The organism is Silvibacterium dinghuense (assembly GCF_004123295.1).
GTDB lineage: Bacteria > Acidobacteriota > Terriglobia > Terriglobales > Acidobacteriaceae > Silvibacterium > Silvibacterium dinghuense.
Genome location: NZ_SDMK01000005.1, coordinates 185,610 through 209,242, shown reverse-complemented (window position 1 = coordinate 209,242; position 23,633 = coordinate 185,610). Strand labels below are relative to the sequence as shown.

At 61.7% G+C, this 23,633-nt stretch carries 18 protein-coding genes; 13 read left to right on the top strand and 5 right to left on the bottom strand.

Annotated elements, in window-relative coordinates:
* Positions 1–936, top strand: a complete 936-nt coding sequence (locus tag ESZ00_RS18675) for a segregation and condensation protein A (protein ID WP_129209919.1) — start codon at positions 1–3, stop codon at positions 934–936.
* Between the two features lie 650 nt (positions 937–1,586).
* Here ESZ00_RS18675 and ESZ00_RS18670 read toward each other — a convergent pair.
* Positions 1,587–2,087 (bottom strand): transposase, encoded by a 501-nt coding sequence (locus ESZ00_RS18670; RefSeq protein WP_129209918.1) that lies wholly within the window; start codon positions 2,085–2,087, stop codon positions 1,587–1,589.
* A gap of 200 nt (positions 2,088–2,287) precedes the next feature.
* On the opposite strand from ESZ00_RS18670, the gene ESZ00_RS18665 reads away from it, so the two are divergent.
* The 4 genes from ESZ00_RS18665 (at position 2,288) to msrA (ending at position 7,835) form a co-directional block, all read left to right on the top strand.
* Entirely contained in the window at positions 2,288–3,907 is a 1,620-nt protein-coding gene (locus ESZ00_RS18665; protein WP_129209917.1) for an inorganic phosphate transporter, read from the top strand.
* A 426-nt stretch (positions 3,908–4,333) separates the two neighbouring features.
* Positions 4,334–5,677, top strand: a complete 1,344-nt coding sequence (gene scpB / locus ESZ00_RS18660; RefSeq protein ID WP_129209916.1) for an SMC-Scp complex subunit ScpB — start codon at positions 4,334–4,336, stop codon at positions 5,675–5,677.
* 2 nt (positions 5,678–5,679) lie between these two features.
* The gene (locus tag ESZ00_RS18655; protein WP_129209915.1) at positions 5,680–7,302 is read left to right on the top strand and encodes a pseudouridine synthase; all 1,623 of its coding nucleotides are present in this window, start codon (positions 5,680–5,682) and stop codon (positions 7,300–7,302) included.
* A gap of 62 nt (positions 7,303–7,364) precedes the next feature.
* Positions 7,365–7,835: a peptide-methionine (S)-S-oxide reductase MsrA gene (gene msrA / locus ESZ00_RS18650; RefSeq protein WP_129209914.1), complete on the top strand. Its 471-nt coding sequence runs from the start codon at positions 7,365–7,367 to the stop codon at positions 7,833–7,835.
* A gap of 204 nt (positions 7,836–8,039) precedes the next feature.
* Here the strand turns inward: msrA and ESZ00_RS18645 are convergent, their stop codons facing one another.
* The 3 genes from ESZ00_RS18645 to ESZ00_RS18635 all read right to left on the bottom strand — a co-directional run bounded on the left by ESZ00_RS18645 (position 8,040) and on the right by ESZ00_RS18635 (position 10,740).
* Positions 8,040–8,951: a sugar phosphate isomerase/epimerase family protein gene (locus tag ESZ00_RS18645; protein WP_229741114.1), complete on the bottom strand. Its 912-nt coding sequence runs from the start codon at positions 8,949–8,951 to the stop codon at positions 8,040–8,042.
* A gap of 170 nt (positions 8,952–9,121) precedes the next feature.
* Positions 9,122–9,514 (bottom strand): hypothetical protein, encoded by a 393-nt coding sequence (locus ESZ00_RS18640; RefSeq protein ID WP_129209912.1) that lies wholly within the window; start codon positions 9,512–9,514, stop codon positions 9,122–9,124.
* A 113-nt stretch (positions 9,515–9,627) separates the two neighbouring features.
* Positions 9,628–10,740: an arabinan endo-1,5-alpha-L-arabinosidase gene (locus ESZ00_RS18635; RefSeq protein WP_129209911.1), complete on the bottom strand. Its 1,113-nt coding sequence runs from the start codon at positions 10,738–10,740 to the stop codon at positions 9,628–9,630.
* A 201-nt stretch (positions 10,741–10,941) separates the two neighbouring features.
* On the opposite strand from ESZ00_RS18635, the gene ESZ00_RS18630 reads away from it, so the two are divergent.
* The 6 genes from ESZ00_RS18630 (at position 10,942) to ESZ00_RS18605 (ending at position 20,310) form a co-directional block, all read left to right on the top strand.
* Positions 10,942–11,229, top strand: a complete 288-nt coding sequence (locus ESZ00_RS18630; RefSeq protein ID WP_129209910.1) for a twin-arginine translocation signal domain-containing protein — start codon at positions 10,942–10,944, stop codon at positions 11,227–11,229.
* Positions 11,230–11,320: 91 nt separating this feature from the next.
* On the top strand, positions 11,321–12,187 hold the full coding sequence (locus tag ESZ00_RS18625; protein ID WP_204520239.1) for a Nif3-like dinuclear metal center hexameric protein: 867 nt from the start codon (positions 11,321–11,323) through the stop codon (positions 12,185–12,187).
* Between the two features lie 444 nt (positions 12,188–12,631).
* Positions 12,632–16,396: a TonB-dependent receptor gene (locus tag ESZ00_RS18620; protein WP_129209908.1), complete on the top strand. Its 3,765-nt coding sequence runs from the start codon at positions 12,632–12,634 to the stop codon at positions 16,394–16,396.
* A gap of 169 nt (positions 16,397–16,565) precedes the next feature.
* Positions 16,566–17,810: a tetratricopeptide repeat protein gene (locus ESZ00_RS18615; protein WP_164981623.1), complete on the top strand. Its 1,245-nt coding sequence runs from the start codon at positions 16,566–16,568 to the stop codon at positions 17,808–17,810.
* Entirely contained in the window at positions 17,807–19,612 is a 1,806-nt protein-coding gene (locus ESZ00_RS18610; protein WP_229741113.1) for a CRTAC1 family protein, read from the top strand. The genes ESZ00_RS18615 and ESZ00_RS18610 overlap by 4 nt, the downstream gene beginning before the upstream one ends.
* Positions 19,613–19,617: 5 nt before the next feature.
* Positions 19,618–20,310: a GNAT family N-acetyltransferase gene (locus tag ESZ00_RS18605; protein WP_129209906.1), complete on the top strand. Its 693-nt coding sequence runs from the start codon at positions 19,618–19,620 to the stop codon at positions 20,308–20,310.
* 104 nt (positions 20,311–20,414) lie between these two features.
* Here ESZ00_RS18605 and ESZ00_RS18600 read toward each other — a convergent pair whose 3' ends face one another.
* A complete protein-coding gene (locus ESZ00_RS18600) occupies positions 20,415–21,506 on the bottom strand; it encodes a pyridoxal phosphate-dependent aminotransferase (protein ID WP_129209905.1) in 1,092 nt (363 codons plus the stop codon).
* 129 nt (positions 21,507–21,635) lie between these two features.
* Here ESZ00_RS18600 and ESZ00_RS18595 point away from each other — a divergent pair, with 129 nt between their 5' ends.
* Entirely contained in the window at positions 21,636–22,964 is a 1,329-nt protein-coding gene (locus ESZ00_RS18595; RefSeq protein WP_129209904.1) for a M24 family metallopeptidase, read from the top strand.
* 3 nt (positions 22,965–22,967) lie between these two features.
* Positions 22,968–23,594 (top strand): bifunctional nicotinamidase/pyrazinamidase, encoded by a 627-nt coding sequence (pncA, locus tag ESZ00_RS18590; protein ID WP_129209903.1) that lies wholly within the window; start codon positions 22,968–22,970, stop codon positions 23,592–23,594.
* Positions 23,595–23,633: the final 39 nt, after the last annotated feature.

The following is a 23,633-nucleotide window of genomic DNA, read 5'->3' as shown; positions in this document are numbered from 1 at the left end:
ATGAGCGAAGAGCAGAAGATCGTAACCGAGACGGTGACAGAAGAGCAGGCGGCTGTGCCTGCTGCGCTCGAACCTGAAAAGGCAGCACCGGCCAGCGCGGAAGCTGCCAAGCCTGTAGCTCAAAAAACAGACAAGAAGAGCAAGAAGGAGGAGGAGTCGATCTTCCCCTTCTCGGTCACCGTGGGCAAGGTCTACGATGGGCCGCTCGACCTGCTGCTGGACCTGATCCGCAAGCAGGACATCGATATCTGGGATATTCCGATCGCCAAGATCACGGCGCAGTACCTGGCTTACGTCGAAAGGCTGAAGCAGACCGATATCGACACGGCGGGCGAGTTTATCTACACGGCTGCGCTGCTCATCCAGATCAAGAGCCGCATGCTGCTGCCGCGCTCTCCGGTGGAAGGCGCCGAGGGTGAGGCCGAAGACCCACGCCGCGAGCTGGTCGAGCGGCTGCTCGAGCACGAGCGCTTCAAGAATGCCGCGCAGATGCTCTACGAGAAGCAGCAGGTCGAGGCCGCGACATGGACCAAGCCCAACCTGCGCGAGTTTCGCAACGCCGAGGGGACCGAGCAGGAGATCGCCGCCGACACGGTTGACCTGGTGCGCGTCTTCCGCGAGATTCTCGAGCGGGCAAAGAACCGCCCGATCCTGAACCTGGAAGAGGACCCCATCACGGTCGGCCAGATGATCGACTACATGCGGCGCCGCCTGGTGATGGAGGACAAGCCTGTTTCACTCCGGAAGATGCTCCAGAACACGCGCTCCGAGCGCGGCCTGGTGACGATGTTCCTGGCCATCCTCGAGCTGGTGCGCCTGCAGGCCATCCTGCTGCGGCAGGACGGCAATTTCCAAGACATCTATATCAAGAAGGCCGAGCAGTTCGAAGAGGTCATCAACGAACGCTTGAGCCAGGTTCGGGACGACTGGAATTAGCAGGCACTTTCGTCCGTTGCGTTGCGCTGAGGAGCGGCGTCTCATCCAATCAGGGATTACGCCATGGCATCTTCCAGCAACTCATTTGCGAAAGGCTTCCTCGACGGCTTCGGCCCCGGATCGTTTTTCTTCCCGGTGAGATTGCCTGGCATGCCTGAGCGTGTTTTCGCTGACGCAACCGCCGCCGATCTTGCGTGGGTGAAAGAGCAGAAGCGGATAACCGGAGAGACCCTTCTTGAACATCGATGACTCTCATATATCGGTCGAGGAAGCATCGAAGAGTCTTTTCGATGTTATGGACTCTTTGCCGTGCGGCGACTTCGAGTTTGAGCCGCCTAAGCTGGAGCTCACCGGCATCCATCCTGCTGACTTGGAGTAGCTTGAATCCTGGCTGATCCGAGACCGCGATTTCACCACAGAGGACGCAGAGAGCACAGAGGGATCCGTGCTGCGCCAATGTCCCTTTTTCAGCGCCAAGACGCAAAGAGCGCAAAGAACGCAGGGGTGAGTTTATCGCTTCCTAGCCAGGCGAAGCCTGGACGGGGCACCATGATTTTCGTGGTGCAGAGAGAACCGCAGGTCCCTCCGCTGCGCTCGCCTTCGGCTCGCTCCGGTCGGGATGACATCTCTGCAACAATGGAAGACGAAAGTTACGCGGAGGTCTTCGCTGCCTCGTACACGTCCACCGTCACCACGCCTTCGGGCAGGCCGGCGTAGCTTCTTGCGCTGGACCACTCCCAGTCGGTTTCGGTTTCTACGAGGCTGGCCTTGACCGGGGCTTCGTTCATGAAGCGGATGGCGCTCACGATCTGGTCGGCGTGGACGATGTGCTTGGTCGTGATGGTCTTGTCCCAGGCCGGGTCGTCCAGGCGGGCCGAGTTGTTGTAGCGGCGCTGGTAGCGCTGGCGCAGGGTGGCGATGGTCTCTTCCACCGTCTCCATCTCCGGCTGCGACAGCAGCAGGTGGAAGCCGGTGGGCATCACCACGTAGCCAAGGACGCGGAAGCGAAACTTGTGCCGGAGCTGCTCGAGGAGCTGGCAGAAAAGGTCGCGGTGCTTTTCCTGGCCGAGCTTCGGCTCGCGTAAAAAGCAGTTGCAGGAGACAAGGTGGAGCTCACCTTTGCCGCGAACGATCTTCTGGGGCTTGGGCATACGCTATTTTACCGGTTCGATAGAGGTTAAACCGGCGTATTGCACTGAAAGCAGTGCAGTTGGTTTGAGCTGCAGCCGACAGAGTTCATTGAATTTTCATATATGACAGTTCGTTTTTCATCCGGAACGTCTATTGCGCCTGATACGTTGCTCCACGAGCCTTCCTCCGTCCCCCGCGGATATTTCAGGAGCCAAGATCCATGGATCAGAGCAACAGCGTCGCCATCGCTTCGAACGCGACGGAACAGTCGTCGATACATAACAAGCTCAACAAGTCGCCGGGCATGATCGGCGCTCTTCTCTTTGGCCTCGTTCTCGTGGGTGGTTTCGGATATGCGATCGCGCACCTGGCCAGCGATCTTTCGACCACGCACATGGCTTCGGCGTGGCCGTATGTGCTGCTGGGCATTGCGCTGTTGATCGCGCTGGGCTTCGAGTTCGTCAACGGCTTCCATGACACGGCGAACGCGGTGGCCACGGTCATCTATACGCATTCGCTCGAGCCGCACATTGCCGTGGTCTGGTCCGGTATGTGGAACCTGATCGGCGTGCTGACGTCTTCGGGCGCGGTGGCGTTTACGATTCTTTCGCTGCTGCCGGTGGAGCTGATTTTGCAGGTGGGTCACGGTGCGGGTTTTGCCATGGTGTTCGCGCTGCTGATCTCGGCGATCCTGTGGAACCTGAGCACCTGGTGGCTGGGGCTGCCGGCCTCGAGCTCGCATACGCTGATCGGTTCGATCATCGGCGTGGGCCTGGCCAACCAGTGGATGGGCGGACGCAACGGCACGAGCGGTGTGGACTGGGCGCAGGCGGCCGGCGTCTTCCGCGCGCTGCTGGTTTCGCCGCTGGTCGGCTTCGGCTGCGCGGCCCTGCTCCTGCTCATCATCAAGTTCCTGGTGAAGAAGCCCGAACTGTACGAGTCGCCCAAGGGCGACCAGCCGCCTCCGTTCTGGATTCGCGGCCTGCTGATCCTGACCTGCACGGGCGTGAGCTTCGGCCACGGTTCGAACGACGGCCAGAAGGGCATGGGCCTCATCATGCTGATCCTGATCGGCACGGTGCCCACGGCTTACGCGCTCAATCACGCGATCGGCTACAACCAGGTGCAGGATTTCGCGGCGGTCTCGCAGCAGGCGGCGCAGGTGCTCTCCAGCCATGTCTCGCAGGATGCGGTCATGGGCGATCCCCGCAGCGACCTGACCGACTACATCCGGACCAAGAACTTCACTCCGAACACCATGCTGGCAGCGCGGCAGCTGGCGGTCGAGATCAAGGATGAGGTTCTCAACTACAAGAGCCTGGCCAGCGTTCCGGCCAACCAGCAGCAGAACGTCCGCAACGATATGTATGTCGAGAGCGAGGCGCTGCGTCTGATGGCGAAGTCCAACAATCCTCAGCTCACCTCGCCCGAGAATGCGGTGCTGGCCAACTACAAGAAGCACCTCGACCTCTCGACCAAGTTCATTCCGAGCTGGGTGAAGGTGGCCGTGGCGCTGGCCCTGGGCATGGGCACGATGGTGGGCTGGAAGCGCATCGTGGTCACGGTGGGCGAAAAGATCGGCAAGACGCACCTGACCTACGCGCAGGGTGCCTCGGCCGAGATTGTTGCCGCGGTGACCATCATTGCCGCCGACCAGTATCACCTGCCGGTTTCGACGACGCATGTGCTGTCATCGGGCGTGGCCGGCACGATGCTGGCCAATGGCAGCGGCCTGCAGTGGTCGACGCTGCGGAACATCGCCCTGGCCTGGATCTTCACCCTGCCTGCAGCGGCGATTCTCGCCGGCGGCATCTTCTGGGTGATGCGCCAGTTCGTATAGCAGTCAGCAGTCAGTCGTAAAGACGGCCGGTAGAAGGGTACTTCTGCCGGCCGTCTTTATTTTGGGAAACGCCCGCGCCTGACGGATGGCCGGGGGTTCTCGAGAGTCTGTTCTGCCTTTTGTCGCAGGCGTCGTTGCGAGGAAAAATCGGCCCAGACCGGGGTGGGAGACGAGGCGGAGGACGAAGATTGTGCGGGTTCCACCATCGAGGACGAGAACGGAGGATGGGCCGATTTTTCCCGCAACCCGGAGGGCTGGGCCCCATTTTTCCGATCTCTTCGTCACTCGCCGCTGGGGTATTCCCGATACCCGTCCCGGCTTCGCTCCTCGACCTCGAAAAAATGGGTCGCCAGCGCCGCCCACGACAAAAGGCATAACAGGCTCTACTATCGGAGAAGCGCCTTTGCGGGCGCGCCCTTTCTACGCATGAGTCTCAAAGCCAAGATTGAAGCTGTTATCTATGCGGCCGAGGAGCCGGTGACCCTGGCTCAGCTGGCGGCCATTTTCCCCATCGAGGCCGCCGAGCATCGTGATGCTCGCCTGCGCGCTGAAGCCGAAGCCAAAGCCTCTGCCGAATCCGCTGAGGACGCGGCGGAACCCTCCGGCAATGCCGCGGATGGAGACGAACCGGCAGAAGTTGCAGGTGAGGTCGAGAGCGAGGCGCTGCCGGAAGCCGATGCCGCTGAAGAAGAGAGCGAGCCTGCGGGAGAAGATGCCCCGGCAGAGTCGGAAGAGCCGGTAGCGGAAGAACCGGAGAGCGCTGCTGCGGAGGCATCGGCGGAAGAGCCGATTGCGGATGCCGATCAGGCCGAAGCGGCGGTATCGGAAGAGGCTGCGCCTGCGGCGCTCACGCCGGAAGAAGAGCGTCGCCTGGCCCGCCAGCGCGAGCGTGAGCTGCGCGAAGAGATTCGCCTGATCCTGGCCGAGCTGATCGCCGAGTATGCCAACGATGCACGGGGCATGGAGATTCGCGAGATCGCCGGTGGTTACCGGGTTTCGACCAAGGCGGAATATCACGACGCGGTGCGCTCGTTTGTGAAGAGCCTGAAACCGCCGCTCAAGCTGTCGCTGCAGGCGCTCGAGACGCTGGCGGTGATTGCCTACAAACAGCCGGTGACGGCGCCCGAGGTCGCGGAGATCCGCGGCGTGGATTCGGGCGGCGTACTGGGCTCGCTGGTGACGCGCAAGCTGATCACAACGGCCGGACGCAAGCAGGTGATCGGCCGCCCCATCCTCTATAAGACGACGAAGGAGTTCCTGCTCCGCTTCGGGCTCAAGGACCTGAACGAGCTGCCGTCGCTCGAGGAGTTCGAGAAGATGGCCGGCGAACTGGCCGAGGCCGAGGAGCCTCTGGCAGAGAACGAGCCGCTGCCCTTCGAGGCTGCCGACGGCGAAGACTCGGAAGAGGCGGCCGTCGAGCCGGTAGAGGGCGAAGCTGTCGAGATTCAGGCCGTCGAGGCTGAGGTGGAGACGGAGCCGGTGGCCGAGGCCGAGGTGCGGCCGGAAGAAGCCGCAGGCCATTCCGAGAAGACCGCGGCGACCGAGGGAACGATTCCGACGCATGCCGCCAAGCCGATTGTGGTGACGGAGCATGAGGAGGCCGAGGCCGACCTTCCCAGCGTCACCGCGCAGCTCGGGCAGGTGGAAACGGAGCCGGCTGAAGAAGAATCGCAGGAAGATGCCGAAGAGGCTGCCCATGAGCATGTCGAAGAGCTTCCCGAAGGCGTGAAGGCAGCAGAAACCCAGGCAGAAATGCAGAAAGAAGAATAAAGATGAGCGAGCAGAACCCGAATCTGGAACGGCTGCAGAAGATCATCGCTGCGGCGGGTATCTGCTCACGGCGCAAGGCCGAGGAGCTGATTGCCGAGGGTCGCGTGCAGATCAATGGCCAGGTGGTGACAGAGCCCGGTACCAAGGCCGATCCGGCAAAGGATCACATCCGCGTGGACGGCAAGCTGCTGCAGGGCGGCGAGCGGGCGCGCTATTACATGGTGAACAAGCCGCGCGGCTATGTGACCACGGTGAGCGATCCGGAGAACCGGCCGACGATCATCGATCTGATCCAGCACGGGCGGCGGACAGGCGAACGTGTCTTCCCGGTCGGGCGCCTGGATTACAACAGCGAAGGCCTGCAGCTGTTGACCAATGACGGTGAGCTGGCGAATGCGCTGACACGCGCGGCCTCGCATGTAGAAAAAACTTACCTGGTGAAGGTTGCGGGCAAGCCGGATGCGAGCGGGCTCGACGAGCTGCGCGCCGGGGTCATGATTGAAAAGGGCCGCGTGGGCTCGCGCGAGGGGCGTGTGATGACCGCTCCGGCCGAGATCCGGCTCTATCGCGACGGCGACAATCCCTGGTACGAGATGGTCCTGATCGAAGGCCGCAACCGCGAGATCCGCAAGATGTTCGAGGAGATCGGGCATCACGTGGAAAAGATTCGACGCGTGGGCTATGGACCGCTGGTGCTGGATCTGGAGCCGGGGGAGTTCCGCGAGCTGACCGAGGATGAAGTCGAGGCGCTGCGCAAGGCCGTGCGCACCGGTCCGGCACGGGCGAAAGCCAAGGCCAAGGCCCGCGAAGCCGAGCGCATCGCGGCTGCCGAGGCCAAGGCGCGGTTCGAGGAGCGGGAAGCGGCGCGCAAGGCCAAGGCCGCAGCCTTCGGCCTGACCGTGGAAGAGATTCGCGCTGAAGACGAGCGGGAAAATCGTCCCCGTGGCGGGGTTCGCCGTGGACCGGATGGCCGTCCCAGCTCGCCGGTACGCCGGAAGTCTGCGCCATCGAAGGGTGCGCCGGGCAAGGGTAAGGCCGGAGCGGGCAGGACGGGATCGGGCAGGACGGGGGCGAGCCGGGCCGGTTCAGGCAAGAGCAGCTTCAGCCGCACAGGTTCTGGTGCAGGCGCTGGCCGACCGTCTTCCGGCAGGTCCGGTTATGGAAAATCCAATGCAGAAGGCTTCGGAGCCACGAAGCGGCCTTCCGGCCGCAGCGGCTTCAGCCGTTCGGGCGAGGATTCCGGAGAAGGCTTTGTTCAGGGGGCGAAGAGAGCGGGATCGGGCAGGCCTGCTTCCGGCCGCTCCGGTTTTGACCGGTCCGGTTCGGAAAGAGCCGGTTCGGAAAGACCTGGCTCTGATCGCTTTGGCTCCGAGCGTCCGGCAGGCCGTTCGTCTTCCGGCCGCCCGACGGGCCGTTCTGGTGATCGTCCCGGCTCGGGCAGGCCGTCTTCGAGCCGTCCGGGTACAGGTCGTCCGGGTGCCGGGCGCAGCGGCGGTTCCGGCACAGGCCGTCCGTCTTCTAACAGGCCGCCTTCCACGGGCCGTTCGGGTTCTGGCCGTTCGAACTCAGGCCGTCCAGGCTCGGGTCGTTCCGGTTCCGGGCGTCCACCGCGGCGTGGGCAGTAGCCGCAAAGATCGTTCGGCATTGCTGGTGCATCGAATCGGCTAGAGAGAGGGGTAGATTACACATGGCAAAGGCAACATTTGGCGCAGGCTGCTTCTGGGGCGTAGAGCTGCGTTTTCAGCAGGTTCCCGGCGTGATTTCGACCGCCGTCGGCTATGAAGGGGGCTCGCTCGAAAATCCGACGTACAAGGATGTGTGCACGGATCGCACCGGGCACGCCGAAGTGGTGGAGATCGAGTTTGACGAGACGAAGGTGAGCTACCAGACGCTGCTCGACCTGTTCTTCGAGCTGCATGACCCGACGCAGCTCAATTACCAGGGTCCGGATTACGGCACGCAGTATCGCACGGTGGTCTTCTTCCACTCACCGGAGCAGGAAGCGGCGGCGCAGGCGACGATCGCGCGGCTGACGGAAGCGAAGAAGTTCCCCAAACCGATCGTGACCCAGGTGGTTCCGGCCGAAACCTTCTGGAAGGCCGAGGAATATCACCAGAAGTATCTGGAAAAGCGCGGCGCGGCGAGCTGCCACATCTAGGACTGGCCGTCCAGGCGTTTCGCCTTCGGCACCCGCTCCCGCTGGTCGCGAGCGGGCATGCTCATATCTGGCAGGGCCGCTGCTTTTCAGCAGCGGCCTTGCTGTCTGTGCTTCTATCCGGGCGTTTTTGTCTTCCCGCCCACGCGGAGCCTGGATTGGGGCACCCCTTTTCGTGCTGGTGCGCCCGATGGCCGGTGAAAATATCTATGCCATCATCTTCCGGGCGTTGACGAGGTCTTCCTTCAGAGCCTCGAAGACCGGACCGTCGAACTCTTCCTGCTCGATGAACGCCTGGCGGATGTTCGCGGCCTTTGCGGCGGCGAGAATCGGCGCGTAATCCACGACTCCCTGGCCGAGGATGGTCGAGTGGCGTGAGCTGGGCTCGGTGCCTGCGGGGGCCGGCTTCAGATCCTTGAGGTGCAGCAGCGAGATGCGGTGGCTATAGCGGCGGAGAATGGCAGCCGCATCCTGCCCGGAGGCGGCTGCCCAGCCGCAATCGAGCTCAAAGGTCACAAGCGATGGTTCCGTGTTTGCCAGGAGGATGTCGTATCCCTTTTGCCCTCCGCCCAGATCGCGGAACTCCGGTGTGTGGTTGTGATAGCCGAAGCGCAGGCCTGCCGCCTTTACCTTCTCGCCCAGCCGGTTGAACTGCTCGGCATTCCACTTCCAGTCGTCGGCGGTCATCTGGTGAAGCAGGTATTGCCATGCTCCGCCGGGATAGGCTGCCGGGCGCGCGGGGTCGGGCGTGGAGGGGGAGGCGCAGATGAGGCAGGAGAGGCCAGCCTCTTTGGCGAAGGCAATCGTCTCGTCAGGTGCCTTGAGCAGGTCGACCAGCGGGTAGTGGCCGCCGATGCAGCGCAGACCTGCCGAAGCCATCATGGTTTTGACCTCGCCGGCAGTGTGGCCGAAGAAGCCTGCTGCCTCCACCTCGCGGTAGCCTGCGGCCGAAACCTGCTGCAGTGTGCCGGCGTAATCGCGGGCCAGCGCCACGCGGCAGCTGTAGAGTTGAAGTCCCAGGGGGATGCCGACGGGAAGAGAAAAGGAGCAGGGAGTCGATGCGCCGAGGACGCAGGCTGCGGAAGCAGAGAGAAAAGCTCGCCGGGTGGTGGATGGCAAGAGCATGCTCCGGTCGGGAGTCGGCGTCGGCGGAGATGCTGCCCGAACGCCCAACCGAGTCTACTGCATCGCCTGTACGGGCAGCAGGAAGGGTTCTTAGTAAAAAGTGTGGACAAAAAAAGAGGCCTGCGCCGGAGCGTCCCGCGCAGGCCTTGACGCGTGTTGCTGTATTACTGGCCGTTCATGGCCACGACAAAGCTGCCCGCATCGTGGTGGCGTGAGTGAACGTCCAGTCTTGGTGTGATCCGGGAACCGAGCTGGATGGTGCGCAGCTCGTGCGTCGATCCCAGTTCATCGAAGCTGATCCGCATGGGGGCGGAGATGGCCGTTGCATCGGCCGGAGAGGTGACCCAGGTGAAGCTCTGGCGGGGGTCCTGCGTGTTGCGCAGGGTGATGATTCCCTTGTTCAAGCCTGTGGTGGCCTCATAGCGGCCAGCGGAGTAGGCAATGCCGTGGGACTCGAAGTTGAAGGGAACATTTACCACCGCCCGATCAGCCGCAAAGGCTGCGGTGGCACTGAGAACTGCTGAGGTCAGAACGAGGGTGCGAATCGAGAGGCGCATGGTGTTTTCTCCTTACGAGAGAGAACATTAGCGATGCGCCCCCGAGGCTGTCGTTAAGTTGCCGTCCAATAGTTGTCAAATTCGCAACAGTGCATTTTGACGGATGTCACGCCTTATTCATGCGCGGGCGGAGCTGCCTCGGAGTCACCCAGAGCGGCATGCGGCCAGTCGTCCTGCCAGGTCAGCGTCGAGACCTGGAGCGCGGGCTTGCCGGTTTTCGCGTCGTAGGCGTGGAAGACGATAATGCCGTCGCCGCCGGACATCAGCAGCGATGCGCCGCCGGGGCCGAGCCAGCGTGCGTTGGCGTTGAGCAGCTCCGAGCCGCCGCCTTCCATCATCGGCTTGCCGGTCTTGTCGACATACGGGCCAGTGACCGAGCGCGAGCGCCCCACCATGGTGTGATAGGTGCTCTTCGTGCCACGGCAGCAGAGATCCCACGAGACGAAGAGGTAGTAGTAGCCGCCGTGATGGACGACGAAGGGCGCTTCGATGGCCTCCCAGTCCGGAGGGAGATCGTCGGTGACGCCGTTGACATGCACGCGCTTCTCGGCTGCGACTGCATCTGCGGGTTTGGCGCGCGTGGCCAGCGCGTAGAGGCGGGTGTCGGTCTTCGAGAGCAGGCCGGTTTTGTTGTCGATACGGCGCATCTTGATGCCGTTCCAGAAGCTGCCGAAGGCGAGCCACGAGTTGCCATGCGCATCGACGATGAAATTGGGGTCGATGGCGTTGAAGTCATCACCCTTGACCGAGCGCAGCACCAGGCCGTGGTCTTCCCACTTGTAGTCGGGGCTGGCGGGGTCGAGCGTCTTGTTGGTTGCCAGCGCGATGCCGGAGAGGTTCTTTCCGAAGAGCGAATAGGCGTAATAGAGCTGGTACTCGCCATGGTGGAAGGAGATATCCGGAGCCCAGAGTTCCTCGGTGCCGGGACTGTCCTTACGAATCCATTCGGGGATCTGATCGAAGACATGGCCGCAGAGTTTCCAGGCGTGGAGATCGTTTGAGCAGCGAATCTGGAACTGGCCTCCGCCGAAGGCCTTGCCGGTGGCGAAGACGTACCAGGTGTCTTTGCCCTGGCTATTGGGGGCTTTCATGATGGAGGGGTCGTGGGTGCCCCAGTAATCGCCGGAGAGCGGAAATGCCTGGGGAGCCTGCGCGGCGCCGAGGGCGGGCAGGAGCGCGAGCGCGGTGGCGGCGAGAGTTTTGAGGGCGAGGCGGAGGGGTTTCATCGGGAAGGCTTCCTGTGTTGAGAAATCGTTTACTCGCGGCATCAGCATAGCCTGCCGGAGGGATGTCTGTCAGCCGGGTTGATTCCTCTTTCGGGATTGCGCTGGGAGCGAGCCCATTTCTGCGCAGAGCAAGGGTCGTTCTCGCCGCCGGCGAGGATCGTCCCTGTTGTGCCGTCCTAGACTGCAGCCAGAGTGGAGGGAATGGCGAACATTGCGACAACCCGGCGCTCATTTCTTGCGGGACTTGCGGCTTCTGCCGCCGTGCTGGCAGCGCCGCAGGCGCAGGGGCAGGAGATCGATGCCGGAGCGGTAGCGTGGGAGGAGCTTCGCGGCGACTCGGATGCGCTGCTCAAACTCACGCTCGACTTCCATGCGCGGCTCGAGGATGCAGACCCGGCAGAGACGCTGCCGCTGGCGCTGGTGCGCGAGGCACAGAAGATTGAAAAAGCGGCGCGGGCGATTCAGGAGCAGCTCAAGGGGGAGGATTGAGCGGAAAGCCCGTGCTTAGAGGCGCTGATCCGGAGAGCATTGGGCGTGGGCGCATGGCCAAGCCTGTGCCTGATCGTGCAAGATGGATGCCATGCTCCGCTCTGTTGCCGCTGTCCTGTTGTTTGCCGCTCCGCTTGCTGTCAGTGCCCAGACGATGACCGCCGCTGAGGCGTTCCACAAAATTCAGCAGCGCTATGGCGGGCCGATTGCAGGTACTACGGTGGATACGCTGAAGGCCGGTGATCCTTCGACGCCGGTGACAGGGATTGCGACCACCTTTCTCGACACGATGGATGTGCTGCGGGAGGCGGCAAAGCGCGGGGATAATCTCGTGATTACGCACGAGCCGACGTTCTACAACCATCCTGACGACACCTCTTTCTTCCAGGGCGATCCGGTGTACGAGGAGAAGCTGGCCTTTATCCGCGAGCACCACCTGGTGGTGTACCGGCTGCATGATGAGATTCACGCGACCAAGCCTGACCCGATTGCGATCGGGCTGGTGAAGGCGCTGGGGTGGCAGAACGATTTCAAAAACAACGATCCCTTCTTTCTGACCATTCCTCCCACGACGCTCGAAGAGCTGGCGACCATGCTGCGCACGCGTCTGCATATCGCCACGCTCCAGGTGATCGGCGATCCGAAATTGACGGTCGCGCATGTGGCGATCCGTCCGGGAGCCTCGGGCTTGCAGAAGCAGGTGCTGGCGCTGCGGCGCGACGATGTGGATGTACTGATTGCGGGCGAGGCTTCGCAGTGGGAGACGGTGGAATACGCGCGCGATGCGGCCGCGCAGGGACGGCACAAGGCGCTGATCCTGCTGGGGCATGAGGTTTCCGAAGAGCCCGGCATGGAAGAGTGTGCCGAAGAGCTGCGCGCACTGTTTCCGGGCGTGCGTGTGGACCATATCGTGGCAGGACAGCCGATGTGGAATGCGGAGTATCCGCCGGTGAAGTAACTTCGGGTTATCCGAAGTTAGGGCTATTTAGTAAACGTTTCATTCCGATCTGCTGATCACCTGCCTGGTGATTGCAGCAAGCCTGGCGCTGTGAATTCCCAGCGCTACTCTGCGTCCGCGCAATCCCTGCGCGCAGCTTCTTTCCGCGTCTTCCACTTTCTCAAGTCGGCAGTGGATGAGAGCGAGTTAGCGATAACGTGCGCATCTCCAGACGCATGATGGATGCCCCGTGCTTACTAGGGATGAATAAGTGGGATAGGTGCAGGATTTCTGTTGACAGTCGCAATCTGTGAAGAGTAATCAAACGTTTCAGTTCCGCTGTCACTCTCAGATCAAACGTTTCAGTACGAGTTGATATCGTTATCGGCGCTGGAATCACGGAGGGCACACTCCGACCTTCCAGGGCTGAGCAGTGAGCAGTTTCCCATACATCAAGGAGGCACCATGCACAGCACCTTCCCAGGGGGCAGTGTGTGCACGAAACGAGGCCGTTTCTGCACCTTTGTCCTTGCTCTGCTGGCGGTATTGCTGGCCTTACCTCTCGGCCTGCATGCCCAGCAGTACTCCGGCTCCATCGTGGGCACGGTCACGGATGCTACAGGAGCGGCTATCCCCGGAGCTACAATCACGGTGGTCAATACAGGCACGGGAGATAAGTCCGAGCAAAAGTCGGGCGCGCAGGGCGAATTTACCTTTCCGCAGTTACCGATCGGCACCTATGAGGTGCATGTCAAGCAAGGTAACTTCAAGGAATATGTCGAAACCGGGGTGATCGTTCATACCTCGACGAACACCTCGGTCAATGCCCTGATGCAGGTCGGCTCGCAGAGCGAAACCGTTACGGTCGCGGCCGATGCGGTGCAGGTGGAAACCACTTCGGCGACTGTGGGTGAGGTGGTCGGCGGCACGCAGGTGCGCGAGCTTCCGTTGAATGGCGAGAACTTTGTCGGACTCACGCAACTTTCTCCCGGTGTCAGTGCGGCGCAGGGCGCCAACTTCGTGGGCAAGGGCCTGGATGGCGGCGTGAACTTCTCCGTCAACGGCAATCCCTATAACTACAACCTCTTCCTGGTCGATGGCGTGAACAACAACGACGTCGGTTCGGGCCGCACCATCCTGATCTATCCCTCGGTGGATACCATTGCTGAATTCAAGATGATCCGCAACTCCTATGGGCCGGAGTATGGCCAGGCGGCAGGTGCGATCATCAGTATCACGACCCGCTCCGGCCAGAACCAGTTCCATGCCGGCGCATTCTATTCGGGCCGCAACGACGCGCTCGATGCGAACAACTGGTATGCCAATCATGACGGTCTTGGCAAGTCCAAGGAACGCCGCGACGATTATGGCTATAACATCAGCGGTCCGATCATTCGTGACAAGCTCTTTTTCTGGTGGAACCAGGAATGGAATAAAGAGATCCAGGGCGTTCCACTCTCAGCCTGCGTGCCGACGGCTGCCGAAGAAGGCGGGGATTTCTCTGCGGCGCAAACCGGTACGTCCAGCGGCGTGGCTGTGGATCAATGCGGCGCCAAGATTCCGACGATTCCCACTTATGCGCAGACTGCGGGAAACTCGCTGAAGATTGCGAGCCCGGATGCGGCGGGCCTGCTGATCGCGCAGTTCTATCCCACCGGATCGAGCACGGTGAACGGCGCGGGCAACAACTACAGCAATCTCATCAATAACCATTTGAACTGGCGCGAGTGGAATGTGCGCGGAGATTACAACGTCACCAAGAGGAATGTGGTCACGCTGCGCTGGACCGATGACAGCTGGGTGAACCCGGCTCCGAATGATGGCTCTCCGTTCTGGGGCGAGTCGGATTTCCCCACCGTCGACTCTACCTGGGAGCAGCCGTCGCGCAGCATCATGGCCAAGCTGACTTCCACCATCTCCGACACGCTGGTGAACGACGTGGAATTCGGCTTCGGCCAGAACCGCATCATCACCACGCTTGAGGGCACGAAGTCCAATATCGTTCCTGAGTTGCAGAGCGCGTATCCGACTACCTTCCCCACGTCGATCAAGCAGAAGGATGAGTTCTTTGGCGGGGGAAGTCTCAGTCCTTACGGCTATGTGGGCGGAAGCTCCGGCTACAGCGAAGGGCAGACCTCGATTGAGAACATCGCTCCGTATGGCAACCATGAGGATATCTACACCGTGCAGGACAACCTGTCCAAGGTGTGGGGAAACCACGTGATCAAGACCGGTATTCTGCTGGGCTTCAGCGAAAAGGTGGAGAGCAATGGCGCGGGCGCCGACCGGCCCGGGCTGCCGACGACCTGCACCATCACCGATTCGGTCTATTGCTATGACACCAACAACGAGCTGGCGACGATTCTGCTGCCCGGCACCGGCACCAACGCGCAGGTCTTCAGCAATATCAGCGAAAACAGCATCGATGGCATTGCCGACGTGCACTGGCGGGACATCGAGCCGTATCTCGGCGATTCATGGAAGCTCAATCGCCGGATCACATTGAACTATGGCTTCCGGTGGTCGATTTATCGCGAGCCTTTTGGCGGCAGCGGCAGCGGCAACACGAATGCGGCCTATGACAGCGGCGGCAACTACGCCAATCAGTGGGCGAACTGGAGCCTGGCGAACTGGAGCGCTTCGGAGGCTACGGCCAATCCGTCCGATGCCTGCAATGGCATCCTGATTGTTCCGGGTACGACTCCGTGCGCGAACCAGGCGAAGTTCATGGCCGGGCTCGGTGTCTCGCTGCCGCTTTCGAGCGGTACCAAGGGACCGAACTCCGCCCTGGTGCAGCAGAACATGCACAGCGTGGCGCCGCGTGTCGGTATCGCCTGGGATGTCTTCGGCGACGGCAAGACGGCGGTCCGCGCCGGTGCCGGCCAGTTCTACCAGCGTGAAATTGTGGGCATTGCCGAGAACCTTGCCCGCAACGCGCCGTTCGTCCTGAATGTGAATACCAATCGCTCCATGGATACGGTGACGCCGATTACTTCGGCCGCGGTATCACCGAGCGCGAACAAGGATACGGGCGGCTTTATCCCGAATTCCTGGCAATGGAACCTAAGCATTGAGCAGAGCCTTGCCCGCAACACCACGTTCCAGCTGGGATACGTGGGTAATACGGGTATGCACCTGACCTCGATGCGCGATGCCAATGCGGTGACGGACAACAACTGGCTGGATGCTGCCTTTGCCAGCGGTTCAGCTCAGGATGTGTACCGCCCGGCCTTCAACTTCGGGGAGATCGGCGGCTTTGCGCGCGGAGGCCATGCGAGCTACCACTCGCTGCAGGCGCTGTTCCGTTCGCAGGTGGGGCCGTCGACCTTCCAGGCGGCCTATACCTGGGGACACTCGATCGGCAACGTCGAGCTGGATAACTCCTCGGGCAGCGTGAACCAGCAGGCCATCACCGACCAATACAACCCGGGCCTGGACAAGGGGAACACCAACATCAATCGTCCGAATATCTTCGTGGCGAATGAGGTGCTCTTTCTGCCCAAGCTGACCCAATACAACCACCTGATGCAGCAGACGCTGGGCGGATGGGAGCTGAACAGCATCTTTACCATGGCGCAGGGCAGCTCGTTCTCGGTCTTTACGAACGGAGTGACTGGAGCCTGCACCAACTACTATCCGTGGAACTACTCGGACCAGAGCCTGGCCGGTACCTGCGTGCCGGGTTACAGCAGCGCACTCTCCGCACTGGTGGGCACGGGCTATACCTCCAACCAGCGGCCGCTTGTCACTTCCACCGCGTGCGATGAAGGCAAGAATGGTCCGAACCTGCTGAACTGGAGCCACTTTACGCTGGTCGGCTACCAGATCGGCAGCTTCCCGTCGAACCTTGCGCCACGCGGCGGCTGCTATGGCGCTCCGAATACCAACGTGGATGCGCAGCTGGCCAAGAACTGGACGATCAAAGAGAAACTGCGGATCAAGTTCAGCATGGACTTCTTCGATCTCTTCAATCATCCCAACTTCAACAGCAGCAACCTGGAAGCCGCGGCCTTCACCTCTTCGAGCGGCGTCTATTGCGGCGGAGCCACGGCTGCGAGCCCCGGTTCGTCGGCGAATCCCTCGGGATACACTGGTCCTACCGGACAACCCTGCAGCACCACCAATAACGTCATCAGCAGCGCTTCGACTCCGACCGGATATGCTGCCGCCGGCACGGAAAACCTCAACCAGGGACGGAATCTTCAGTACTCGCTGAGGCTCACGTTCTAAGAAGCACTGGAAACAGCTGTTTTCATGGAAGCGGCGGGCTTGCTGCGCAGGGCCCGCCGCTTTACTCTTCCTGCAGGTTCCGCTGCCGCCTTTTCCTGCGATGCTTTTCTCGTCCTTTTCTTCGATGTTTTCCTCTTTTTCTTCTGCCGCCGGACTGCGGGTTTTTCTCTTGTTCCTGCTGGTGCCTGCGAGCTTTGCCGTTGCCGCGACTCCTGCTGCGACGGCACAGCAGTCCACCACTGCTTCGCGCGAGCACGCAGAGGACGAGCTTCATCGCCGTCTTCAGGCTGCGGAGGCCGCGCGTCTCTCGGGGAATCCGGTTTCCATTGCGTATGCCAATCAGCAACTGGTGCAGGTGGCTCTGCGCATGATGGCGAAGTTAAAGCAGGGGACAGCGGCATCCGGAGAGATCGATGCCGGGAAGAGGCAGGCAGAAGAACTACGCCGTATTCTCGGCCAGAGCTTCAGCGATCTGGCTACCGCGGAAGCGATACAGCAGAATTATGCGGCAGCGCTTGGCCATTATCAGGATGCGGAGAAGTGGGATGCGGACGTACCCGACCTTGATCGCAACCTGGGGCAAAGCGCTTTCCGCGTAAAGAACTATCCCGAGGCGGTGCGCGCCCTTGCGCTTGCGGTGAAGGCCGATCCGGAGAAGCCTGCACTGCGCGCCATGCTCGGCATGTCGTATTTTGCAATGGAGAAATACGGAGACGCCGCGACTGCGTTCTATCCGCTGGGTATGGCGGGCATGGAGGACGGCGAAGTCGGCTATGCCTGGGCGGTTTCGCTGGCGCGTGTCGGCGACCCGGATCATGCCAGCGAGGTGCTCGAGCACTATCAGCAGCTTGCATTACCCGATGCGATGAAGTTGTCGGTCGCTCAGCTATGGATCGAGATTGGCAACTACGAAAAGGCTGTGGACGAACTGCATGCGGCGCTGGCTGTGAATCCTTCCCTGCAGCGCGCTCACTATTATGCCGGGCTCGCGGATATCCACTGGCAGCATCTGGCAGAGGCCCGGAAAGAGTTCGAGGCCGAGCTGATGTTGACTCCGGGAGATACGGATACGACGTATGAGCTGGGATACGTCGATGTGCAGGAATCGACAAACGAAGATGCCCAGCAGAGGTTCGAGGCGGTCCTTGCCGTGCGTCCCGATTACGGCAATGCCCAGTATGAGCTGGGCAAGCTGCTGATGAGCGAGGGAGAGATGAAGGAGGCGCTGCCGCACCTGGAGGCCGCGGCGAAGCTGATGCCGGGGATGGACTACGTGCATTATCAGTTGCAGTCGGCGTATCGCCGGAACGGGCGCATTGCGGATGCCGACCGCGAGCTGGCGATCTATCGCGAGATCAAGGCAAAGGAGCGGCAACGCATCGCGCAGGGCCTGCAGCAGAAGCAGAAACCATGAAGAATTCTCTTTCGGCGTATCGCATGTTCAGGGCCGGAGCGTGGGCGAGCGTGGCTCTGCTTGCGCTCTCGTCTCCTGCGCAGGAGGGGCATCCTGCGCCGACGCCTCCGCCGCCGGGCGCGAAGAGCACGCGCTGCATGGGCCGGACGATTCCTCAGCTTGAAGATATTACGGCGAAGACGGGAATTACCTTCAGCCATACCTCCGATCCGATGAAGAAGTACATCGTCGAGTCGATGAGCGGCGGTGTGCTGCTGCTGGATTACGACCGCGACGGCTGGCTGGACATCTACTTCACCAATGCGCCGACGGTGGCCATGGCCATCCAGGACCCGAAGACGCTGGGCGGCGCGCAGAGCCTGGGCAGGCTCTACCGGAACAATCACGACGGCACATTTACCGATGTGACAGAGAAGGCCGGGCTCACCAGGCCATGCTTTGCGATGGGTGGCGCAGTGGGCGATTACAACAACGATGGCTGGCCGGATATCTACCAGACCTGTTTCGGCGGCAATATTCTTTATCGCAACAATGGCAATGGGACCTTCACCGATGTGACGGCGAAGGCCGGCGTGGCCGACGGACGCTGGTCCACGGGAGCATCGTTCGGTGACTATGACGGTGATGGATTTGTCGATCTGATGGTTACAAATTATGTCGATTTTCATCTTGGCGACATGCCGGGATTCGGCAGCGCGGCGAACTGCAAGTACCGCGGCATCGATGTGCAGTGCGGGCCGCGTGGTCTGCGCGGCGCAGGAGACTCGCTCTTTCACAACAACGGCGATGGGACGTTTACCGATGTCTCGAAGGCTGCGGGAGTGAACGATCCGGATGGGTATTACGGAATGAGCGTGATCTGGGCGGACTTTAACAATACGGGCCGCCCGGATATCTACGTGGCGAACGATTCCACGCCGAAGTATCTCTACAGGAATCTCGGGGATGGCAAGTTCAGAGATATTGGCCTGCAGTCGGGAACGGCGGTGAGCGAGGATGGCTCGGAGCAGGCGTCGATGGGTATTGCGGTTGGCGATTACCTGCACAGTGACAGGCCTTCGCTTGCGGTGACGAACTTTTCCGATGAGAACGACCTGCTGTATCGCAATGATGGTGCGTGGAACTTTACCGAAGTCTCCTATCCGTCGGGCGTGGCGTTGCCTTCGCTGCCGTTTGTGAAGTGGGGAACGGCCTTTGTCGATCTCGACAACGATGGCTGGCTCGATCTCATCACTGCCGATGGCCATGTCTATCCGCAGGTAGATACGTTGCCGAGTGGAGCGGGGTATCGCGAGCCGAAGCTGCTGCAGATGAACCAGGGCGATGGCAGCTTCTGCGATGCCAGCACGCAGGCGGGTCCGGCGCTAGAGGAGAAACGCGCCTCGCGCGGCCTGGCGGTGGGCGATCTCTTCAATGACGGCAATATGGACGTGGTGGTCAGCGATCTCGACGGCGGCCCGATGATCCTGCGCAATCACGGTGTGCCCGGCCGGCACTGGGTGAGCTTCGAACTTGCCGGAACGAAGAGCAACCGGCTGGCGTTGAATGCGCGGGTGAAGGTGGTAGCAGGTGGGATGACGCAGACGGATGAGGTGCACAGCGGTGGAAGCTATCTCTCGCAGAACGATATGCGGTTGCACTTTGGCCTTGGCGCGGCCACGAAGGTCGACAGCGTCGAGATCCGCTGGCCATCCGGTAGAATCGAGACTCTGACGAACCTTACCGCTGATAAGTTTTATGCGGTGCAGGAGGGGCAGGGAGTAGTTCCGGCGGAGAAGATTCGTCCCGCGCTGCGGCCTTGATTGGCATGGAAGAGATACGCGATGTTGTCTGGCAGGCTTTGACCACGGTGCATGCGCCGCTTGCCCTGGGTGACCGCGCCGCGCGGAGATATCCCTCCGCAGTGGTGCCGTTTGCCGCGCTGCGCGAGCCAACGCAGGAGGCCATGCGCGATCTGGCTGCGCTGCTTGCTGTGGAGGAAGAGCTCTTCGTTGGTTGGAGCAAAGCTGCCGGACCCTTGCCTGTTGTGGATGAGCTTGCGGTGCTGTTCGAGATCACGGCGCTGCAGATGGCTCCGGCTTCCACAGCGGCAGACAGCTTAGAAACCGATCCTCGCATTGAGAGGCTGGACGCGGGGCATGGCCCGGAGATGGTCGCGCTCACCGATGTGGCGTTCCCGGGATTCTTTCGCCCTGAGACGTATCGCATGGGGCGCTACTGGGGCATGCGCGAGGGCCGTGAACTGGTGGCGATGGCGGGCGAGCGGCTGGCATTGCCCGGGCTGCGCGAGATCAGCGCGGTCTGCACACATCCGGCGTACACCGGGCGAGGCTATGCGTCAGCGTTGATACGGCATGTCCTGCGCCAGCACCAGCAGGATGGCTTGCACAGCTTCCTGCATGTCTCGGACTTCAACACCCACGCGATCCGGCTTTATGAGCGGCTGGGGTTCGTTCCCCTGGGTGCGACGCAGGTGACGCGGGTGCGGCGCGTCACCTGATTGCGCAATGGAAAGGCGTTCGAGGGTGAGCCCGTCCGGCTCGCCGCCTGCATATTGCGTGATGATTGTTACAAATGCAGACGGAATGGGCCGGCGGCCATCGCTCATCCTTTCCAGATGCTGAGTGCTTCGGCCAGCCGGATCAGCGCTTCGCGGGTCATGGCGATATCGCCGCCGAGGCCGATGCGGAAGTGCTGCGGGCATTCGAAGAAATGGCCGGGCACGATGCTGGTTTCGTAGCTTGCGCGCAGGAAATCGTGGAAGGCCTGCAGATCGCCGCTGCGCAGCCGTGGAAAGGCCGTGGTGCCGACGGGCGGGATGGTCAGCTCGAGAGCCGGATGGCCGCCGAGGATTTCGGTGAGAGCGGCGCGGTTGGCGTCAAGGATGGTATCGGCGCGCGCAGCCATCTTGTCGATCTCTGCGATGGCGATGACGCTGAGAAGTTCGCCGATGTGTACGGGGTTGGAGGCGAAGAGGTCGTTCATCTTCCAGATCTGGCCGGCAAGCTCTGGTTCGGCGAGAATCCAGCCACAGCGCAGGCCGCCCAGTCCGTAGGCCTTCGTCAGGCTGCTGGTAACGACGAACTGCGGGCCGAGATGGATGGCGCTCGGCTGTGGCGGTCGGTGCAGGGCTTCGAGGTAGACCTCGTCCACAAGCACGCGTGCGCCGATCTCGCTGGCCATCTCTCCGATCTCGCGCAGTGTGTCGTTGCTGGCGAGCGCACTCGAAGGGTTGTGCATGTTGGTGAGGACGATGAGCCGCGTTTTCGGTGTGAGGCTGCGGCGGATTTCTTCTGCGTCGAGCGCAAAATCATCTTCCGGCCGGCGCTGGAAGCGGTGAACCTTGGCGCCGAGGAAGAGCAGCGTGCTGAGCATCAGCTCATAGGCCGGTTCTTCGAGGAGCACCTCATCGCCGGGCGCGATCAGCGCGGCGAAGGCGAGATGGTTCGCCATCGACGTACCTGCCGTGTGGACGACATGCTCCGGTGTGACGCCCTTCCTGTGGGCAATGGCTTCGAGCAGCGGGCGATAGCCGTAATCGGAGGGGCCGTTGATCTCCATCTGGTCCCAGCTGAAATCAAGCGCGCGCAGCGGATAGTTCCTCACGGCGCTGGTGGCGAGATTCCACCGGGCGCCGGAGCGAAGTTTGGCGAACTCCATGTACGGCGACTCGGTATGAGGGCGGGATAACGTCATGCGGTGCGGCTCCTTCGTCCATTGCAGGCTATAAAACATCGTAGCGCCACCGTAGTTTGTGCAGATGTGTGTCCCGGTCCATCAAATCCGTGGCCATCGGGCATGGCTGCCGTTATGATTCGGCTTAATATGACGACGACCCGCCGATCCTTTTTTGCAGGCGCAGCCGGTTTCGCAGGCGCAGCCGGCTTTGCCGGTACCGCTGCTGTGCTTCCCGCTGCCTTTTCCGGACGCCTGCTTGCGCAGGAAGAGTCCGCGCCGGCTCCTGCCAAGCTGCCGCCTTCGATTGCCGCGCTTCCGAACCGGCGCGATGAGGCGAAGCCCATCACCAGCGAAGAGCGCGAGGCGCGCATCGCAAAGGCGCGCGAGCTGATGGCGCAGCACGGGATGAGCGCGATCTGCCTGGCCGGCGGCACTACGCTGAGTTATTTCACGGGCATCCGCTGGGGCAACAGCGAGCGGATGACAGCGATCGTGATTCCGGCCAAGGGCAAGCCGTATGGTGTGTGTCCGGCCTTCGAGGAAGAGCGTCTGCAGGAGCGGCTGACGCTGGTGCCGGCGATGGCGGAGACGAAGCTCTACACCTGGCAGGAAGACGACAGCCCGTATGAGCTGGTGGCGCAGGGGCTGCGCGACGCCGGGCTGGCGACGGGCACGCTGGGCATCGAGGAGACGATGCCGTATGTTTTTGCCGATGGCATTGGCGCGGCATTGCCGCAGGTGAAGCTGGTGAATGCGCGGCCGGTGACGGTGGGCTGCCGCAGCATCAAATCTCCCGCGGAGCTGGCGCTGATGCAGCTGGCGAACCATGTGACGCTGGCGGTCTACGAGGCGGCATGGAAGGCCGGGCATCCGGGTATGACGACGCATGCATTTTCAGGGCTGATCTCGGCCGGTTATGAGCGTTCGGGCTTCCCGGGCGACGGTAGCTGCGAGACCGGTGAGTATTCGGCGTTGCCGCATGGCTCCATCAAGCCGCAGACGATTCGCGAGGGTGCGATTGTGCTGATCGACGATGGCTGCACGGTCGAGGGATACCAGTCGGATATCAGCCGGACATTTGTCTACGGCAAACCGGCGGACAAGATGCATCAGGTCTTCGAGATTGTGAAGCGTGCACAGGCGGCGGCGCTGGCTACTGCGAAGCCGGGCGTGCCGTGCGAGGCTGTGGATGCGGCAGCTCGCCAGGTGATCACCGATGCGGGCTATGGGCCGGGATATGCGCACTTCACGCATCGCGTGGGGCATGGTATCGGTATGGATGGCCACGAATGGCCTTACCTGGTGAAGGGCGACAAGCTGCCGCTGGCTGCGCACATGACCTTCTCCGATGAGCCGGGCATCTATCTGCGTGGGGAGTTCGGTGTGCGCCTCGAGGACGATATGTACATCACCGAGGACGGTGCGAAGCTCTTTACCGGGCCAAGTCTTTCGCTTGAACAGCCCTTTGGCGCGTAAGAGATGAAGGTCGAAGCACAGGACGTACTGGTTGTGATCGACGTGCAGAACGATTTCTGCCCGGGCGGTGCGCTGGCGGTTGCAGATGGGGATGCGGTGATTGACGTCATTCAAGCCGCCGCGCCACATTTCGAACATATTGTGCTCACGCAGGACTGGCACACGCCAGGGCATATCTCGTTTGCCAGCTCACACGCGGGGCGTGAGCCGTTCGAATCGATCGAAGTGAGTTACGGGCCGCAGACACTGTGGCCCGATCACTGCGTGCAGGGCACGCCCGGCGCGGAGTTTCATCTCCGGTTAGCGTTGCCACAGGCGGAACTGATCGTGCGCAAAGGATTCCGGCGCGGGATCGATTCTTATTCTGCATTTTTCGAGAACGATCACGTGACGCCGACCGGGCTTGCGGGCTATCTGCGCGAGCGCGGGTTGCGGCGGGTGTTTTTTGCCGGTCTGGCCTATGACTACTGCGTGGGGTACTCGGCGCTCGATGCACGAAAGCTCGGCTTCGATGCCGTGGTGCTGCGCGATGCCTGCCGCGCTATCGACCTTCATGGTTCGGTGGCAGCCATAGAGACGAAGTTTCACGAAGCGGGTGTGCGGCTGGCGAAAAGCGTCGATTTATCCTGATGGGAGCGTTGTTCCGACGTTAGAAAAGAGAAGGAGCCA